Here is a 15,260-nt window from a genome sequence, read left to right on the forward strand (position 1 = left end):
CCACGGTAACCAGTCGGCGGCCCGGCTTCGCGTTATTCTCGGCTTCGTGAGCGGGGCCATTCACCCTGGATACCGCCGTTACGTCGCCATCGGCGACAGCCAGACCGAGGGCCTGTGGGACGGCGACGACAGCACGGGCCTGCTCGGATTCGCCGACCGCCTCGCCGCGATGCTCGATTCGGCGTTTCCCGGGCTGCAATACGCCAACCTCGCGATCCGCGGCAAACGGATCGGCCACGTGCTGGCCGAGCAGGTCCCGGCGGCCCTGGCGATGCGGCCGGACCTGATCACGGTGTGCGCCGGCATGAACGATGTCATCCAGCCCGGGCGCTCGTTCGGCCCGGCCCTGACCGACCTGGACCACATCTACGCCGCGCTGGCCGGATCCGGCGCGACGGTGGTGACGACGACCTTTCCGAACGTCGCGCAGTTCCTGCCGCTGGGCCGGCTGGTAGCCGGGCGGCTGACCCGGATCAATGCGGTCATCCGGGCGGCCGCGAACCGGCACGGGTTCCGGCTGGTCGACTTGTACAGCGCACCGTCGATGCGGGAGTTGGACACCTGGGCCGTCGACCGGGTGCACGCCTCGACCAAGGGGCACATCTTGTTCGCGGCCGCGGCCGCCGAGGCGCTGAATCTGCCTGAAAGCAGCCATGATTGGGCCCTGGGCGGGCAGCAGCGGGCCCGGCGTTCGGTCGCGGCCGGCGCCTACGAGCAGTGGCGCTGGACGCAGGACAGCTTCGTCCCGTGGGTCTGGCGGCGGCTGCGCGGCCTCTCGTCGTACGACGGGCGCGAACCCAAACGTCCGCGGCTGCAGGGTGTGGGCAGCGCATCAGGCATCCTTGACGCATGAACGTGGAGCCCTTGCTGCACTCGATCCCGCCGCTCGCGGTTTATCTGGTGGTCGGCGGCGTGGTCGGGATCGAGAGCCTGGGCATTCCGCTGCCCGGCGAGATCGTGCTGGTCACCGCGGCGCTGATGTCGTCGCATCACGACCTGGCCGTCAATCCGCTCGGTGTCGGCGTCGCCGCGGTGATCGGGGCGGTGATCGGCGATTCGATCGGCTACGCGGTGGGGCGGCGGTTCGGCATGCCGCTGTTCGAGCGGCTCGGCCGGCGGTTTCCCAAACACTTCGGTCCCGGACACGTCGCGCTGGCCGAGAAGTTGTTCAACCGGTGGGGCGCGCGGGCCGTCTTCCTGGGCCGCTTCATCGCGCTGCTGCGGATCCTGGCCGGGCCGCTGGCCGGCGCGCTGAAGATGCACTACCCGCGGTTCCTGACGGCCAACGTCTCCGGCGCCATCTGCTGGGCGGGCGGCACCACCGCGCTGGTCTATTTCGCCGGGGTGGCCGCCGAGCGCTGGCTGGAGCGGTTCTCCTGGATCGGGCTGGTGGTCGCCGTGGTGGCCGGGCTGACGGCGGCAATCCTGTTGCGGGAGCGCACCTCCCGGGCGATCGCCGAGCTGGAGGCCGAGCATTACCGCAAGACCGGCAACACCGCGACCGACCCGGTCTGACTACACCGCCTCGCCGGTGTCGGACACCAGCGGCGGCCGGTGTTCCTCGATCAGGGTGCGGGCCATCCGGCGGGCGCGCCGCGCGGCGTCGAGGTCGCCGACGGCGGCCAGCACGATGGCGCCCTTCATCAGGATGTGCCAGGACGACGCGAAGTCCTCGACGTCGGTCAAACCCGCCGCCACCGCGCGGCGGCGCACGATGTCGCGGACGCGGTCGATGTGGGCGATGCAGGCCTTCCCGGCCGGATGCTCCGGGCCAAGCTCGAGCAGCACGTTGATGAACGAGCAGCCCTCGTACCGGTCGCCCTGCCGGAACCACTCGTCCATCACGTCGAAGATCGCCAGCAGCTGCTCCTCGGGCGTGGCGCCGCGCAGCCGGGACTGCTCCTCGATCAGCCCGTACGTCCACAGCTCCTCGCGACGCTGCAGCACGGCCAGCACCAGGTCGTTCTTCGTCGCGAAATGGCGGTACAGCGTCGCCCGGGCGACACCGGCCCGGGCGATCACTTCGTCGGTGCCCACCGCGCGGATCCCACGCCGGCTGAACAGCTCATATGCCGCGGTCAGGACGCGTTCACGTGCCGAGGCGCCGGACGATCCGGCATCCGGAGTTGTCATACGAGCCTTACCGTACTCTTAGGTCAGGATCCGTAGACAGACCGCCCTGTCTCGTTATACAAAAGAAATTCGCCTAGGCGAACGGTCTGTCTTCAGACAGAAGGACGGGCATCCATTCGAGGCGCTCCCGCGCCTGTCGATTAGGGGGTCCATCATGAATTCAGTCATTGTGGAACCGATGTCCGCCACGCACCTGACGCTGAGCACCAAACTCGTCTACGAACTGGGCGACCCCAACAGCACACTGCGGGCGACGACCGCGCGCAGCGGCTCCGCGGTGCTGATCTATGCGGGCGGCGAGATCGACGCGTGCAACGAGGACACCTGGCGCCACCTGGTCAGCGAGGCCGCCGACGTCGTCACCACCCCTGGGCCGTTCGTGGTCGACGTCACCGGCCTGGAGTTCATGGGGTGCTGCGCGTTCGCCGTGCTCACCGACGAGGCGAAACGCTGCCGACAGCGCGGCATCGACCTGCGGCTGGTGAGCTGCGAGCCGATCGTCGCCCGCATCATCGACGCGTGCGGGCTGTCGGACATCCTGCCGATCTACCCCACGGTCGACTCCGCGCTGTCCGGCGCCGACCGCTGGTGAGCACCGGGTAGCACCAAAACCTTTGCTGCAGCGGCTGTTTCGTCATGCCACCGCGAGCAGTCGGTAGAGCCCGATCAGCCCCACCACCACGATGATGGCCCGCAGCGCGCCGCCGGACAGCCGGCGCCCGTACCGGGCGCCGAGCAGCCCGCCGACCAGCGAGCCCGCCGCGATCAGCCCGGCCGCCGCCCAGCTGATCCGGCCGAACGCCACCGACGTATAGGCAACCGCCGCAACCACATTCACCACCAGGGCCAGCAGATTCTTGGCGGCGTTCATCCGCTGCACCGATTCGGGCAGCAGTGCCCCCATCAGGCCGACCAGCAAAATGCCCTGAGCGGCAGTGAAATAGCCGCCGTAGACGCCGACGGCGAAGGTGCCGAACACCAGCGTCGCCATCCGTCCGGGTGGCACGTGTTCGGGTGAGCGGCCCGCCAGCTCGGCGCGCCGGGCCGTCCACGCCTGGATCCGCGGCCCGGTCACCACCAGGACCAGCGCGGCCACCAGCAGCACCGGCACGATCTGGGCGAACACCTTCTCCGGCAGATGCAGCAGCAGATAGGCGCCCAGCCCGGCGCCGGCCAGCGAGGCCGGCAGCTGCCAGCGCAGCCGGTCCCACTGACCGCGCAGCTCGGCGCGATAGCCCCAGGTGCCCGAGACGCTGCCGGCGACCAGGCCGGTGGCGTTGGACATGGTGGCCGTCACCGGCGGATAGCCGAGCGCCACCAGCGTCGGGAAGGTGATCAGGGTGCCGGACCCGACCAGCGCGTTGATCGCACCGGCGGCCAGCCCGGCCAGGCATATGACGAACATCTGAAATGGCGACACCGGAGAAAAACCTTAGCCTGCCGCCGATTTCGGCGCAGACCAAGGGGCCGGGGTCACACCGGCGGGGCTTGCGCGCCGCGATCCACCCCGGTCCGCAACTTGACCGACGCCGAGTACACCAGGGTCCGGAACCGCAGCACCGGATCGTCGGAGGGCTCGATGCCGTCGGTGACGCGCATCGGGTCGAAGACGACGATGTCGCCGCCGTGCTCGCGTTCGGTGTCGGGGCCGGTGATCGTCACGGTACCGACGGTGACGATCTGCGTGCTCTGCCAGGCCGACGAGGGGTCCACCGTCGAGTCCGTGGGCCCGGCGATCTGCACCCGGAAGTCGAACCGCACCGGCCCGTCCTGCAGTCGCGCCGCCAGCTCGTCGGTGAGAAAGTCCGGGTCCTTGCCGCGGGCGTCGGAGGCCGACAGGTATTCCTCGGCCGCGGTCGGAACCAGGTGGTAGCGAACGAATCTCGCGCTGCCGTCGGCGGCGATCCAGCGGAAGGCGTGCAGGCCGTGGTACTCGGTGGTGGCGTAGCTCGCCGGGATCCGGTTGGCCTCCCGCAGCAGGGGCAGCGCCCCGAGCAGCCGCGGATGGGTGAGCAGGTGGGTGGCCAACCGCAGCGGCGTGGTCAGGCCGGGCCGCATCGCCTTGAGCAGATCGATGAACCCCTCCGGGGTGCTGGAGACGAACAGCCGCGCGGTCTGCGCCGAGACGTCGGTGGTGGAGCCGTCCGGCAGGGTGAACTTGACCGCCATCCCGCGCACTCCGGGCGCGCCGTCGCGTTGCTTCGGGTTGCCCGATCCGTTGGAGAAGCGGATCAGCGCCGGGACCGTCGAGCCGTCGAGATGCGGTGCGGCCGAAAGCATCACCGCATCCCGGGTGGCGGTGAACGTGCCGCGGTACAGCGTGCCCTTGGCGTGCAGTGCGCGGCAGCCGGGCTGGGCTCCCCCGGTCCCCCGGATCGCCTCGATCGCCTGGTCGGGAGTTAATCCACCGCTCATGGACGGATCTTAGTGGTAATTGAATCCAATTGGTATCAGCTGGGAAAGCCGAACAGTTCCACCACGCCGTGATCGCGGCCGGCGGTGTAGCCGCCGTCGACGGCGATGGCCTGGCCGCTGACGAACGAGGCGTCGGTGGACAGCAGGAAGGCGGCCATCGCGGCGATCTCTTCGGGCCGCCCCAGCCGCTGCAGGGCGTGCTCCCTGGTGATCGAGGCCAGCGGCGCCTCCATACCGGGAATGCTGAACACGTTGTGCGCCATGGGCGTTTCGATGAAGCCGGGGCAGATGACGTTGGCGCGGATCCCGCTGGGCCCGTAGTCGAGCGCGATGTTCTTGGTCAGCAGCACAACACCGCCCTTGGCCGCGTTGTAGGAGCTGCCGCCGGCGGTGCCCTCCAGGCCCTCGACGCTGGCGACCGTGACGAGCGAGCCGCGCTCGCCGTCGACGCGGGATTGGTCGATCATCCGCGCCAGGGCCGCCTTTGCCACCAGGAAGGTGCCGGTGAGGTTGACCCCGATCACCCGGTCCCATTCGGAGCGGTCCAGCAGGTGCACCGGGCCTCCCCCAGCGACACCGGCGGCGTGAAAGACGCCGTCGAGGCGGCCCGGCACGGCGGCCAGTACGGCGGCGACGGCGGATTCGTCGGTCACGTCGGCGGGCACGAAGGTGAACCGGGGGCCCAGGCCGCCGGGCGGGTCGGCCAGGTCGGCGCCGACCACGGTGCCGCCCTCGGCCAGCAGCCGCCGCGCGGTGGCCAGGCCGATGCCGGAGGCGGCGCCGGTCACGACGAAGGTGCGGGAACGGGCACGGTCGGGGTTCACCATGCCCGTCATGGTGGCACACCGCGCCGGTCCCGGGGTTGCCGATGGCTGGTTTCTGCTGAAATACGTTGGCGCACTGAGGTTTACCCGACCAGCGGCGGCGCCCTATCGAGCGTCCTTGGACATCGAGGCCCGGGCGGGGCACGATGAGGCCATCGGTGAAACCCGCACCGCCCGAGCGAGTTAGGAACAACGATGTCATCGACTCGACCTCCCCGCGCCCCGTCGCGCCCCGGCGGACGGCGGCTCGCTACCGCCGGCCTCGCCGCCCTGGCCGTGGCCGTCGTCTGGGCCGGCGCCGCGCCTCCCGGCGCGCCCAGGGTGGCGCTGGTTTCCGGCGAGGCGATCGCCATCGCCCAGGGCGTCTCGGTCACCCCCGCGCCCGGCTGGACGCTGGGCAACCGCGGCCCGAACTGGGTGGCGCTGAACAACTCCGACACCACCGCGCAGCTGCGGATCACGGTCAAACCCGGGGCCGGCACCGACGCCGCCGCGCTGCTGCAGGCCGACATCGACCAGTACACCGGCGGCGCCTCGGCCGTCCTGACCGATGTGAACCGGCTGGGCCCGCCGGAGACCACGCCGCTGCAAGGCCCCAACTTTCAGCAGCAAGCCTCGCTCAATTACACGGCCACGGTGGTGCATCCGCAGGGCTCGATCCCAGTGATCGGCACCTTCACCGAGCTTCTCAACACCTCGACCGGCCGCTCGGCGTTCGTCGACTTCCGGCAGGACAGCAGCGCGACCACCCAGGCCGCCGGCGAGGGTGCGGCGATGATCGCGTCTTTGCAATAGCGGCCGGCGCTCGCCGGGGCCGCCGTCGCGGGCCCGCGCCCGACCGCGTAGGAAGAACGGGGACAAACCGAACGCGGAGGGGTTCATGCCAGCAGCCGAGACCAGGGAGACGCTCGCCGGAATCGTGGAACGGCACGCGCAGCGCCGGCCCGACGCGATCGCCATCCGCTACGGCGAACGGCAGTGGTCCTGGGCGGAGTGGAGCTCGCGGATCCGGCGCGCGGCGGGGGCGCTGCGCGGCGCCGGCATCGAGCGCGGCCAGTGCGTGGCGTTCCTGGACAAGAATCACCCCGCCTGCCTGGAGGTGCTCATCGGCGGCGCGTCCGTCGGCGCGGTGACCACGGTGGTCAATTGGCGGGTGATCGGCGACGAGCTGGTGCACGTGCTGGCCGACAGCGGCGCCCGCGTGCTGGTGGTCGGCGCCGAGCTGCGTCCGGCGGCCGAGGCGGCCGCCCGTCGGGTGCCGAGCCTGGAACGCATCATCGAGGTCGGTGACGAGTACGAATCCCTGCTCGCCGCAGCCGAACCGGCGCCGAGCGATGCGGGCGTAGACACCGACGAGACGGCGTTGGTGATCTACAGCTCCGGCACCACCGGGCGGCCCAAGGGCGTGCTGCTGAGCCAGCGCGCGCTGGTCAATCACGCGGCGAACCTGGCGCCTGCGTTCCCGTTCGGCGACGGGGACGCGAATCTTGTTGCGATGCCGCTGTTTCACGTCGGCGGAATCGGCTACGCGCTGTTCGGGATCCGGGCCGGGGCGCCGACCATCATGACCCGCGAGCCCGACGCGGCGGCGCTGATCGGGGCGGTGCGCGCCGGCGCCACCCACGCGTTCTTCGTCCCGCCGGTGATCGCCCGGTTCCTGGACGCGGGCGAGGCGGCGCGCGCCAGCATCGCCGGTCTGCGCTACATCGTGTACGGGGCGGCGCCGATGCCGCTGCCGCTGCTGCACCGGGCGCTGTCGACGTGGCCGGGCACCAAATTCGTCCAGGTGTACGGGCAGACCGAGTTGTGCGGTGCGGTCACCGCGCTGTCCGACGACGATCACCGCGATGCGGCGCGCCCCCAGCTGCAGCTCTCGGCCGGAAAAGCGGTGCAGGGCTGCGAGATTCGCATCGTCGACCCGGGCAGCGGCGCCGAGTTGCCGGCCGGGCGGTCCGGCGAGGTGTGGGTGCGCAGCAACCAGAACATGAGCGGATACCTCAACCGTGCCGAAGCGACGGCCGAGACGATCACCGCCGATGGCTGGGTGCGCACCGGGGATGTGGGACGTCTGGACGCCGACGGCTACGTGTACATCGAAGACCGGTTGAAGGACATGATCATCACCGGCGGCGAGAACGTGTACGGCCCCGAGGTGGAGAGCGTGCTCATCGAGCACCCCGCCGTCGTCGACGCAGCGGTGATCGGGGTGCCCGACGACTTCTGGGGCGAATCGGTCAAGGCGATCGTGGTGGCCGACGGTGACGTCGATGCCGCCGACGTCATCGAGTTCTGTCGCCGGCACCTGGCCGGGTTCAAATGCCCGCGCACGGTGGATTTCGTGGCGGAGCTGCCCCGCAACGCCAGCGGCAAGATTCTGAAAACGCAGCTGCGGAAACCGTTTTGGCGCGACCGGGACATGCGGGTGTGAGCCTGCTACAGCCGTCCGTCGACCCGCAGATCCGGGTGCACCCAGTCCGGTGAGCGGCGTTGTTTGAACGCGCGGAAGCCCTCGATGGCCTCGTCGTCGGACAGGCTGGCGGTCATGCCGATGCGGTCGTACAGGCCCAGGTAGTTGTCCAGGCTGGACTTGATGACGCCGCGGGCGCGCGGCGCGGTCCGGCAGCATTGCGCCAGTAGGTCTTTGGCCGCGTCCAGCAGGTTCTCGTGCGGCACCACCCGGGTGACCAGGCCCCAGTCGAGCGCTTCGACGGCGGTGAGCACCCGGCCGGTGAACATCAGGTCGCGGGTGCGCACCGGCCCGATGACCCGGGCCAGCATCTGGCTGTAGTAGGTGTCGGCGTAGCCGCGGAACAACTCGGGCACCCGGAAGGTCGCGCGATCGCTGACCACCGACAGGTCGCTACACAGCGCGATCTGGAATCCGCCGCCCTGGCACAGCCCGTTGACCGCGGAGACGATCGGCTTGGCCGAGGTGCGCACCGCGTCGAACGGGGTGACGTCCATGCCCAGCGCGGAGCCGAAGGTGATCCAATTGTCCTCGCCTCCCCCGCCGCCCATGTCGCCACCGGGCGCGAAGACGTCGCCGGTTCCGGTGAGCACCAGCCCGGCCAGATCCGGTTCCTCGTTGAGACGTCCGACGGCGTAACGGATTCCGAAGTACATCGCCGGGCTCAGCGCATTGCGCGCCTGGGGCCGGTCGATGGTGCACAGCGCGATGGGTCCGTAGCGCTCGAAGCGCAGGTACGGCGTGCCCAGCCAATCGCCTTCGGGCGGACGGGGGGTGTCGGGCGGTGTGGGGTTCTGCGCCACGGGGCTCCTTTCGGGTCGGCGCCGCCGCGGATGCGTCGCGCCGCAACGCCGCTACGGTAGCTCTTACAGTATCTGCGGGGGCCGGCGGCTACACATACGGCAGGGCGGTCGTCGCGGCTGTGGCGGCGGCGTCGGCGACCACCTCGGCGAGTTGGGCCTGCAGGGTGGCGGTGGCCTCACCCACCGGCTGGTCGCAGAACCGGCAGCGGGTGGTGAAGTTCGGCTGCTCGTCTTCGTCGGGCCAGAACCGGCGCGGCCCCACCTGGGCGCCGGGGTCGAACTGGACGGCCTGATGCGGGGCGTCCTTGAGGATCCTGCCGACGGGATGGTGTTGCGGGCATTCGAGTTTCAGCATGCCGATGCCTTCTTGATTGCCGGCCATGGTTCACCGTCCTCTCGCTGTCAGTGCAGGATCCGCGCGAGCCTGCGCCACCGCCGGTGCCGGTGGCGGAACATGACCCGGGCGAAGGCGCGGGTCGGCAGGCCGCGCAGGCCGTCGTCGGTTTCGATCTCGTCGGTGTAGCGGCAGCTGCCCTCGTCGATGGGCTCGAAGGTCAGGCGGTGGTTCCAGGTGCGGACGGGTCCGCCGTGCTCGTTGGTGTAGATCTCGGTGGGGTCGAGCCGCTTGATGGTGAGGTGATGCGTCCAGGCGGGGATCACTCCGAACAACCAGAATCGCGCTGATCCCTGGGTGCCGACCTCGATGCGCTCGGGGACGTCGAGGCGGTAGATCTGCAGCACCGGGCTGAGCACGTGGCGCATCATCTCGGGCTTGCGGGCCAGCGCCGACGCGGTTTCCACCGGGATCGGCAGCTCGGTAGTTAGGGTTACCTTACTCACGCCATTTATGGTGGCCCAGCGGGCGCGATCAGGCAATAGTCGGCCGCGCCGGTGGCCAAACGGCCTTGATGACGGTGGTCCCGGCTGGGATCGAACCAGCGACCTTCCGCGTGTGAAGCGGACGCTCTCCCACTGAGCCACGGGACCGGCGAACGACGTCGAACACTAGCACGAGCCAGACCCGACGATACCGGCCGCATCGGCTTCGGCGGGACGACACGATAGCCTAGACACGGCTCGTACCAAGAAATTTGTATGTGCCCGCTCACGTCGACTATCGTCGTGCTTCGCACCGGGCGACGATCTCGTCCGTGGCGCGCGGATGTAGCGCAGTTGGTAGCGCATCACCTTGCCAAGGTGAGGGTCGCGGGTTCGAATCCCGTCATCCGCTCGAAGGTGCAAGTGGCGTGGACCCCAACGGTGGAGTGGCCGAGTGGTGAGGCAACGGCCTGCAAAGCCGTGCACACGGGTTCGATTCCCGTCTCCACCTCCAGCTTTTGGTTTCCCCGGCGCGATTAGCTCAGCGGGAGAGCGCTTCCCTGACACGGAAGAGGTCACTGGTTCAATCCCAGTATCGCGCACCAGAGTTTATGCAGGTTAACAGCTGTACCTAGCCGAGCTATATAAGCCCCGTGCCAACTACGTGCGAATAGGCAACATATGTTGCCCTTCCAGGCACATGTCCATATCAGCGCATATGTACGATTTCCTTTGCTTCCCTTGGTATTTCGCCGCCACGGAGTGGCCGTCACCCGCATGACGACCACCACACCACTGCCGGGACAAACCGCCTTGACCTGCCTCTATGCCTGCCGAGCGAAGCTGCTGCGCGCTGAGACAGTGGCGCTCGACGCCGCCGATCACCTGACCGGGCCACGCCAGCGCCGCGTGGAGGACCTGGCGAAGCGGCTGGCCTACACCACCGCGCTGGTGAACCGCCTGGCCCTCGCCGTCCAAGGTGACCTGTGACCACCGCGTCTGGGCTTCCCGCGCCACCGGAGCATTTCGGAAACGGGACTTCAGGGAAGTACGGTGCTCCACTGTTGCGGGTCGTCCGACTCGTCTTGCCGTTCGTGCCAAGTAATCGTGACCCTGGTGTCGACGCCAAAGGCACGGATGGTGTCGAGTTCTTCTTGCGCCTGTGCGTAGACCACCGGAAGCGTCACCTGCTGTTCTCTGTTGCGGATCATCTGACTTCTGACCACGACGTTGTACCGATTGTTGTCCGATGGATTCCGCAGGTAGGTGACCGCATTACCACCAGGCTGGCTGAGTTCCCACATATCCGGTGACGCTAGCGCGGCGCTCCGCGCCTCGCGGACCATTTGCGCGATCCCGGCATCGTCGGGTGTTACTCCCATTTCCTCGAACTGGCGCTTTACTGCGAGTATCGCGTCGTGCTCGGTCCCGTCAAGCGGAATCCGCCATCCCTTCTCAAGGCGGTTAAAGAACTCGTCGTTGAATTCGATGTCAGCCATCTTCGCTGCCGCCTTTCCGCAGGAGTGTGAGTGTGCCGGTGTTTGATCGGCGCCATTGGTTGCCGTGGACATCGAAGAACGTCACGGCCGCTTCGATATCCACGACGTTGACATGGTGCAGCTTCTTGTCCATCGGGAACGGTTGGCCATTCTCGTCCACCCAGCGGGTGGTGAAGGATGCGCTTTCGTGTGGTGTCGGCCGAAGCACTGGCCGCTCGGACTTCGAGAGCGTCGGTACGGCTTGGGGAAAGGCGCGCATGTGTGCAGACTCAAGTTTCACGTCCAAGATCGGCGTGCTGCCGTGATTGAGGCATCCCACGCTGTATTCGGGTGCGTCCCAGCCGACTCGCCCCATCCTGGAGGTGATGTCCAAGATGACCAGTTTGGCCTGCGCTTCGTTAGCGGCATCGCGTTCACGTTTGCGCTGGCGCCGGTCGGTCGTAGCGATCCACACGGCTACTGCGGCGGCGGTGAAGGAACCGGCGGCAGACAGCGCGCTAATTACCAGGGCGAAGTTGATGTTGACGCCCTGTGCTGTGAGCAGCGCGGGCAATCCCACGAGGAGAGCGACGATCAGTGCCGCCGACCAGACGATGGCTGCAACCTTCACCAGGGTCCGAAGAGGCATGTTCGCGACACTAGCCCGCGCGGTTTTTCCGGTACGGCTGAACGGGCTTGTCGGCGGCAGCTGGTTGCCGACGGTGTCGATCAAACCCGACCACCAGACTTCTTATGTGTAAGGCCACCGCCCAACCACGGCACGACCAAGTTTCATTGCTCCCATGACTTGCCTGCTCCTCGCCTACTTGGACCTACCGGTGCCGCCGTGCCAGGAGCCTGACCCCTGCTTGTGTTGGGAGTGGCTGTACGTCCCATCGTTGTCGGGGAGGCTGCTCCGTGTGTGATCCGGCGATGGAACGCAGTTACCGTCAACGTTGATGTAGCCGCCGCACGACGGTCGTGGATCCATGGGCGAGAGCGGAGCAAGGATCGAGAGAGCCGCGGTCATGGTAGCCGGGGCGACGATGATCTTGGTGGCACGAGACATGGCTCAACTCCTTTTGGTTCGCGCGGAAACGTCCCCGATGCCGGGAGGACATTAATTTAGCTGCGCCGAGTCATTCGTATGTCGATTTTCAAAATCCCAAAATGAATACATAGGGGTCGGAACACCGCACAAGTCCGCGGTCAAAATAGCCAGATCGTGCTACGGCTCCCGCAGGCGCTCTGGCGCAACGGATCCCGAACTGGGGAGGTCGCTTCAGCGGCGCTGACCGCCGAAGCTGGGAAGCAACTGTCGATCTGGTTGTTTATCAACCTAGACGCCTGAGCGGGTACTAGATGCGGCCACCACTATCCAACGGAGGCAATGATCGTGAGCCATCGCAGGCCAAGGAAATTCGGGCCAGTGCGGTTCACCGTGAGCCCGCGAGGAATTTCCACCAGTATCGGTGGAGGCCCGTTGAGGATCACCCATGGGACCGACCGCAAGCGGCGGCAGACCATCCGAGCGCCCTGCACCGGCTTCTGCGACACTAAGGTCATCGGCGGCAAAACCTCATCCCCACCCGGAGCGTACGAGTTCTGCCACCAGCAACGCCCACAGCTAATGTGCGATCGCTGACGCTAGCGGAATTGAAAATTCAGCCCATTGCAGACGATCTGTCGTTGTCTGCCTTTGTATCCGGCGATGAGGCGCAGACCTTCGGCAACCTTGGCCAGTCGATACCGCCTATCGCCGCTGTGATTACCGGCTCCTCGGGGAAGTCAACCTCGTAATGGTCGACAGGTCGATGCTGTTCAGCCGAATGAACGGCCAGGCGTATGCCCGAGCGAGGCACTTATCGCCGTCCATGAAGCTACGGTTGCGCGCCAGCGAGTGCAGCAACGCAGCCACCTTGTCGTGCAGCGTCGAGTAGGCGTCATCACCGAGCGGGCACACGCGATGCTGCCGCCAGCAACGATGCCGTCGCGCTCAAATAGACGGTCACGCGAAACGGCCGGTGCAGCGCACCCGGCCGGGCCGTCACGTACTTGAACGTCTCGGCGACACGGGTGACGCGGCTATCGACTGCCATCCGGATCGCGTTCTGCACGAACGACTTGGGCGACTTCCCGGTGAGAGCGGTCACCGGCCGAGCACAGCGGGGTTTGTGCATTTCAACCGCCGATTCGTAGTTGTTAAACGAGGCAAACGCGGCATAATGCCCCCATGCGTTTCACCTCTGCCGCGGCGGCGGCCGGCATGGCTCTCACTGCGCTCATAGGCGCGGCGGCAGCGCACGCTGATACCGGCGTCAATGGCTACGTACAGTGCGTCGGCGGCGATGCCAAGCCCCCGCCACCGGGGCAACAGGCAGAATTTTGGTTTCCCAGCGTTCATGTGATCGACGTTGACCTCAGTTCTGGCGTGCCTCCCGAACAGGTGGTCCAGCGGTTAGTGGACATGGGAGTCAAGCCGGAAGACGCCGCCACTCGGGTGCGGTGCTTCATGGCCAACGCACCGCATTAGCACAGGCCTAACACCTTTTTTCGCTGCATTCAGGGGTGCCTGAGCAAGCCAGTCCCACCAACCAGCGAGTGAAATACCCCATCCATCAACGTCTTTCGGCACGTCGCTAAGCCGGCAGCCCGAGTGTCTACACCTCGGCCTGGCGGGCTGAGTCGCGCCCTTCTGATCCTGCATTCGCACGGACTTCGTTTTGACAAGAGGCCGACTCAGGCTGCGGGCCCAGCGATCCCGCGGCCAATTTCGCGGACGGCTGTCGCTCCCCGGTGCGAACATTCAAGAACACACCGAGCAGGAGCCCCCGCACATGCCCACCAACGACCACCAAGGCGACGAACAGCCACCGACCACGGCCGCTGCCAACGACGATGAGACCGGAGTCGGGAGCGCCTCCGATGAGACCGAGGTCGTGCCACCGCTCACTGTCGCCACACCGGGGCTGGCGTGGTCCGATGAGGACAGCAACGCCGAGGGTGATTACACGTGGGGGCGAACTGCGGAAAAGGCCAGCATCATCCTCATTACCGCCGCGGCAGTCGCGATCGTTCTGGGCCTCTTGATGTGGCTCGGGTTCTACCTCTATGACCAGAGCAGGGCGAAAGTTGCAGCGGGCACCACGCACCCCGCCACGGTCGAGCCTGCTGGGGTGCACCCACGAACCACCGCCGCACCCGTGCCGGCCGGTGAGCAGCCGCCCTCCATAGCGACGGCCATGCCGACACCCACACCCGTGCCGGCCGCGCCGCCACCGGTGCCTCCGGTGATACCGGCTCCGGCGCTCCCGCCACGCGGCGGCGCCGACGTTTTCACGATTTGCCCGGATGGGCATGAAGGCGTCGTCGGCGGCCACACCAGCTGCGAATTCGCAGCCAACGTGCGCCAGGTCTTTTACGCCTCAGGCATGGCCAACACCTTCGTCGCGTACTCGCCGGTGACCGGCAACGGCTATCAGATCACCTGCGTCGGCCGATACCCCGCGTATTTCACCGACGGATCGACGAAGATCTCGACGCGCTGCTACGGCGGCGACAACGCCGAAGTAGTCATCTGGTAACCGCCAACCGGCTTTCTGGTCAACATGAGTGATCCGGACGCAGAGGACGCGGAGCTGGACGCGGCCGACCGGCTCGAGCATTTCGCCCCGGACGACCCGACAGTGCGCGCCCTCGGCATCGAAACCATTGCTGCCGCAGCCAATCAGCTGTGCGACGCGGTCGACGACGCCGTCTTCCGCGGCGTGCCGACCCGCATCATCAACCTGGTGCTCGATGACCTCGAAGACCGGCTCAGCGTTTCCTTGCGCAGCGGCGACACGGTTTCCCTAACCGAACTCTGTAAGGAACTCGACATCGAGCCCGGTTGAGTTCTCACCCGAGGCCACAGTCGCCACCCGCCCAACCAGGCCGCCCACGTCAAAACCGCCCCGCCGTGTCAGAGCCCCGAGTTACGATCTGCGGCACGCAGTTACAGATTCGAGGTGGCCATGCATCGCATCCGACGTGTCGTCATCACCCTCGTTGCGGCGGCCGCGGCGATGTTCCCGGTTGCCGCGTTCGCCTCCGCGCCCCCGGCATCGGCCGACCCGATCTGCGGGACGCCGGGAACACCGCCCTGCGCGGGTCCCAGTCCCCTGACACCGGAACAGCAGTGCGCGTTGATCGCGTGGCGCTCGATGTTGCCGTGCAACTGGCTCGGCATGCAGGTGCCCGCCGGCACCCCGGGAAGTTGGGACAACCCGCCGGCGCCGCCGCCCCCGGCCGAGCCCCCGCCCCCGCCGCCGCCGTGAGCCTC

At 67.6% G+C, this 15,260-nt stretch carries 22 protein-coding genes and 4 tRNA genes; 14 read left to right on the plus strand and 12 right to left on the minus strand.

Annotated features, from left to right (window positions below; translation table 11 throughout):
* The first annotated feature begins 46 nt into the window (after nt 1-46).
* Entirely contained in the window at nt 47-853 is an 807-nt protein-coding gene (locus NF20_RS10265) for an SGNH/GDSL hydrolase family protein (RefSeq protein ID WP_033712733.1), read from the plus strand.
* Nucleotides 850-1,515, plus strand: coding sequence for a DedA family protein (locus tag NF20_RS10270; RefSeq protein WP_003875326.1), 666 nt, complete (start codon nt 850-852; stop codon nt 1,513-1,515). The genes NF20_RS10265 and NF20_RS10270 overlap by 4 nt, the downstream gene beginning before the upstream one ends.
* Here the strand turns inward: NF20_RS10270 and NF20_RS10275 are convergent, their stop codons facing one another.
* Complete coding sequence (locus NF20_RS10275; protein WP_003875325.1) at nt 1,516-2,133, minus strand: TetR/AcrR family transcriptional regulator; 618 nt, start codon at nt 2,131-2,133, stop codon at nt 1,516-1,518.
* A 154-nt stretch (nt 2,134-2,287) separates the two neighbouring features.
* On the opposite strand from NF20_RS10275, the gene NF20_RS10280 reads away from it, so the two are divergent.
* Nucleotides 2,288-2,725, plus strand: a complete 438-nt coding sequence (locus tag NF20_RS10280; protein ID WP_033712732.1) for an anti-sigma factor antagonist — start codon at nt 2,288-2,290, stop codon at nt 2,723-2,725.
* Nucleotides 2,726-2,767: 42 nt separating this feature from the next.
* On the opposite strand, the gene NF20_RS10285 is transcribed toward NF20_RS10280, so the two are convergent.
* From NF20_RS10285 to NF20_RS10295, 3 genes are all read right to left on the minus strand, one after another.
* Nucleotides 2,768-3,538, minus strand: coding sequence for a sulfite exporter TauE/SafE family protein (locus NF20_RS10285; protein WP_033712762.1), 771 nt, complete (start codon nt 3,536-3,538; stop codon nt 2,768-2,770).
* Nucleotides 3,539-3,606: 68 nt separating this feature from the next.
* Nucleotides 3,607-4,548, minus strand: a complete 942-nt coding sequence (locus NF20_RS10290; RefSeq protein WP_009977829.1) for a catalase family peroxidase — start codon at nt 4,546-4,548, stop codon at nt 3,607-3,609.
* Between the two features lie 35 nt (nt 4,549-4,583).
* Complete coding sequence (locus NF20_RS10295) at nt 4,584-5,384, minus strand: SDR family NAD(P)-dependent oxidoreductase (protein WP_179944063.1); 801 nt, start codon at nt 5,382-5,384, stop codon at nt 4,584-4,586.
* 183 nt (nt 5,385-5,567) lie between these two features.
* Between NF20_RS10295 and NF20_RS10300 the strand changes: the two genes are divergently transcribed.
* Both NF20_RS10300 and NF20_RS10305 read left to right on the plus strand, forming a co-directional pair.
* Nucleotides 5,568-6,167 (plus strand): hypothetical protein, encoded by a 600-nt coding sequence (locus NF20_RS10300; protein ID WP_255343278.1) that lies wholly within the window; start codon nt 5,568-5,570, stop codon nt 6,165-6,167.
* 85 nt (nt 6,168-6,252) lie between these two features.
* Nucleotides 6,253-7,800, plus strand: a complete 1,548-nt coding sequence (locus NF20_RS10305) for a long-chain-fatty-acid--CoA ligase (protein ID WP_033717271.1) — start codon at nt 6,253-6,255, stop codon at nt 7,798-7,800.
* A 5-nt stretch (nt 7,801-7,805) separates the two neighbouring features.
* Here NF20_RS10305 and NF20_RS10310 read toward each other — a convergent pair whose 3' ends face one another.
* The 4 genes from NF20_RS10310 to NF20_RS10325 all read right to left on the minus strand — a co-directional run bounded on the left by NF20_RS10310 (nt 7,806) and on the right by NF20_RS10325 (nt 9,629).
* Entirely contained in the window at nt 7,806-8,642 is an 837-nt protein-coding gene (locus NF20_RS10310; RefSeq protein WP_023897167.1) for an enoyl-CoA hydratase/isomerase family protein, read from the minus strand.
* An 88-nt stretch (nt 8,643-8,730) separates the two neighbouring features.
* A complete protein-coding gene (locus NF20_RS10315; protein ID WP_023897165.1) occupies nt 8,731-9,024 on the minus strand; it encodes a hypothetical protein in 294 nt (97 codons plus the stop codon).
* Between the two features lie 20 nt (nt 9,025-9,044).
* Nucleotides 9,045-9,482: a hypothetical protein gene (locus NF20_RS10320; protein WP_023897163.1), complete on the minus strand. Its 438-nt coding sequence runs from the start codon at nt 9,480-9,482 to the stop codon at nt 9,045-9,047.
* A 75-nt stretch (nt 9,483-9,557) separates the two neighbouring features.
* Nucleotides 9,558-9,629, minus strand: a tRNA-Val gene (locus tag NF20_RS10325).
* A 171-nt stretch (nt 9,630-9,800) separates the two neighbouring features.
* Here NF20_RS10325 and NF20_RS10330 point away from each other — a divergent pair.
* The 4 genes from NF20_RS10330 to NF20_RS10345 all read left to right on the plus strand — a co-directional run bounded on the left by NF20_RS10330 (nt 9,801) and on the right by NF20_RS10345 (nt 10,451).
* Nucleotides 9,801-9,873 (plus strand) — tRNA-Gly (locus NF20_RS10330).
* A gap of 28 nt (nt 9,874-9,901) precedes the next feature.
* Nucleotides 9,902-9,975, plus strand: a tRNA-Cys gene (locus tag NF20_RS10335).
* Between the two features lie 16 nt (nt 9,976-9,991).
* Nucleotides 9,992-10,066, plus strand: a tRNA-Val gene (locus NF20_RS10340).
* 172 nt (nt 10,067-10,238) lie between these two features.
* Complete coding sequence (locus NF20_RS10345; RefSeq protein ID WP_132160184.1) at nt 10,239-10,451, plus strand: hypothetical protein; 213 nt, start codon at nt 10,239-10,241, stop codon at nt 10,449-10,451.
* A gap of 50 nt (nt 10,452-10,501) precedes the next feature.
* On the opposite strand, the gene NF20_RS10350 is transcribed toward NF20_RS10345, so the two are convergent.
* The 3 genes from NF20_RS10350 to NF20_RS28920 all read right to left on the minus strand — a co-directional run bounded on the left by NF20_RS10350 (nt 10,502) and on the right by NF20_RS28920 (nt 12,008).
* Nucleotides 10,502-10,960, minus strand: a complete 459-nt coding sequence (locus tag NF20_RS10350; RefSeq protein ID WP_019733971.1) for a hypothetical protein — start codon at nt 10,958-10,960, stop codon at nt 10,502-10,504.
* Nucleotides 10,953-11,672: a hypothetical protein gene (locus tag NF20_RS10355; protein ID WP_019733972.1), complete on the minus strand. Its 720-nt coding sequence runs from the start codon at nt 11,670-11,672 to the stop codon at nt 10,953-10,955. Before NF20_RS10355 ends, NF20_RS10350 begins: the two co-directional genes overlap by 8 nt.
* Nucleotides 11,673-11,762: 90 nt before the next feature.
* Nucleotides 11,763-12,008, minus strand: a complete 246-nt coding sequence (locus tag NF20_RS28920) for a DUF3761 domain-containing protein (RefSeq protein WP_075362305.1) — start codon at nt 12,006-12,008, stop codon at nt 11,763-11,765.
* Between the two features lie 321 nt (nt 12,009-12,329).
* Here NF20_RS28920 and NF20_RS28925 point away from each other — a divergent pair, with 321 nt between their 5' ends.
* Nucleotides 12,330-12,584, plus strand: a complete 255-nt coding sequence (locus NF20_RS28925) for a DUF4236 domain-containing protein (protein ID WP_080576349.1) — start codon at nt 12,330-12,332, stop codon at nt 12,582-12,584.
* 301 nt (nt 12,585-12,885) lie between these two features.
* On the opposite strand, the gene NF20_RS25680 is transcribed toward NF20_RS28925, so the two are convergent.
* Nucleotides 12,886-13,092, minus strand: coding sequence for a hypothetical protein (locus tag NF20_RS25680; protein WP_019732467.1), 207 nt, complete (start codon nt 13,090-13,092; stop codon nt 12,886-12,888).
* A gap of 80 nt (nt 13,093-13,172) precedes the next feature.
* Here NF20_RS25680 and NF20_RS26230 point away from each other — a divergent pair, with 80 nt between their 5' ends.
* The 4 genes from NF20_RS26230 (at nt 13,173) to NF20_RS26235 (ending at nt 15,255) form a co-directional block, all read left to right on the plus strand.
* A complete protein-coding gene (locus tag NF20_RS26230) occupies nt 13,173-13,472 on the plus strand; it encodes a hypothetical protein (protein ID WP_019732468.1) in 300 nt (99 codons plus the stop codon).
* 304 nt (nt 13,473-13,776) lie between these two features.
* Nucleotides 13,777-14,523, plus strand: a complete 747-nt coding sequence (locus NF20_RS10365) for a hypothetical protein (RefSeq protein ID WP_019732469.1) — start codon at nt 13,777-13,779, stop codon at nt 14,521-14,523.
* 24 nt (nt 14,524-14,547) lie between these two features.
* Complete coding sequence (locus NF20_RS10370) at nt 14,548-14,832, plus strand: hypothetical protein (protein WP_019732470.1); 285 nt, start codon at nt 14,548-14,550, stop codon at nt 14,830-14,832.
* Between the two features lie 114 nt (nt 14,833-14,946).
* A complete protein-coding gene (locus tag NF20_RS26235; protein WP_020424469.1) occupies nt 14,947-15,255 on the plus strand; it encodes a hypothetical protein in 309 nt (102 codons plus the stop codon).
* The last annotated feature ends 5 nt before the right edge of the window (nt 15,256-15,260 follow it).

Origin of the sequence: Mycobacterium sp. MAC_080597_8934, assembly GCF_000523975.1 — a bacterium.
GTDB lineage: Bacteria > Actinomycetota > Actinomycetes > Mycobacteriales > Mycobacteriaceae > Mycobacterium > Mycobacterium avium.

Coding starts and splice junctions, on each gene's coding strand:
- NF20_RS10270 (WP_003875326.1), top strand. CDS start 850: ATGAACGTGGAGCCCTTGCTGCACTCGATCCCGCCGCTCGCGGTTTAT.
- NF20_RS10275 (WP_003875325.1), bottom strand. CDS start 2,133: ATGACAACTCCGGATGCCGGATCGTCCGGCGCCTCGGCACGTGAACGC.
- NF20_RS10280 (WP_033712732.1), top strand. CDS start 2,288: ATGAATTCAGTCATTGTGGAACCGATGTCCGCCACGCACCTGACGCTG.
- NF20_RS10285 (WP_033712762.1), bottom strand. CDS start 3,538: ATGTTCGTCATATGCCTGGCCGGGCTGGCCGCCGGTGCGATCAACGCG.
- NF20_RS10290 (WP_009977829.1), bottom strand. CDS start 4,548: ATGAGCGGTGGATTAACTCCCGACCAGGCGATCGAGGCGATCCGGGGG.
- NF20_RS10295 (WP_179944063.1), bottom strand. CDS start 5,384: ATGACGGGCATGGTGAACCCCGACCGTGCCCGTTCCCGCACCTTCGTC.
- NF20_RS10300 (WP_255343278.1), top strand. CDS start 5,568: ATGTCATCGACTCGACCTCCCCGCGCCCCGTCGCGCCCCGGCGGACGG.
- NF20_RS10305 (WP_033717271.1), top strand. CDS start 6,253: ATGCCAGCAGCCGAGACCAGGGAGACGCTCGCCGGAATCGTGGAACGG.
- NF20_RS10315 (WP_023897165.1), bottom strand. CDS start 9,024: ATGGCCGGCAATCAAGAAGGCATCGGCATGCTGAAACTCGAATGCCCG.
- NF20_RS10345 (WP_132160184.1), top strand. CDS start 10,239: ATGACGACCACCACACCACTGCCGGGACAAACCGCCTTGACCTGCCTC.
- NF20_RS10350 (WP_019733971.1), bottom strand. CDS start 10,960: ATGGCTGACATCGAATTCAACGACGAGTTCTTTAACCGCCTTGAGAAG.
- NF20_RS28920 (WP_075362305.1), bottom strand. CDS start 12,008: ATGTCTCGTGCCACCAAGATCATCGTCGCCCCGGCTACCATGACCGCG.
- NF20_RS28925 (WP_080576349.1), top strand. CDS start 12,330: ATGATCGTGAGCCATCGCAGGCCAAGGAAATTCGGGCCAGTGCGGTTC.
- NF20_RS26230 (WP_019732468.1), top strand. CDS start 13,173: ATGCGTTTCACCTCTGCCGCGGCGGCGGCCGGCATGGCTCTCACTGCG.
- NF20_RS10365 (WP_019732469.1), top strand. CDS start 13,777: ATGCCCACCAACGACCACCAAGGCGACGAACAGCCACCGACCACGGCC.
- NF20_RS10370 (WP_019732470.1), top strand. CDS start 14,548: ATGAGTGATCCGGACGCAGAGGACGCGGAGCTGGACGCGGCCGACCGG.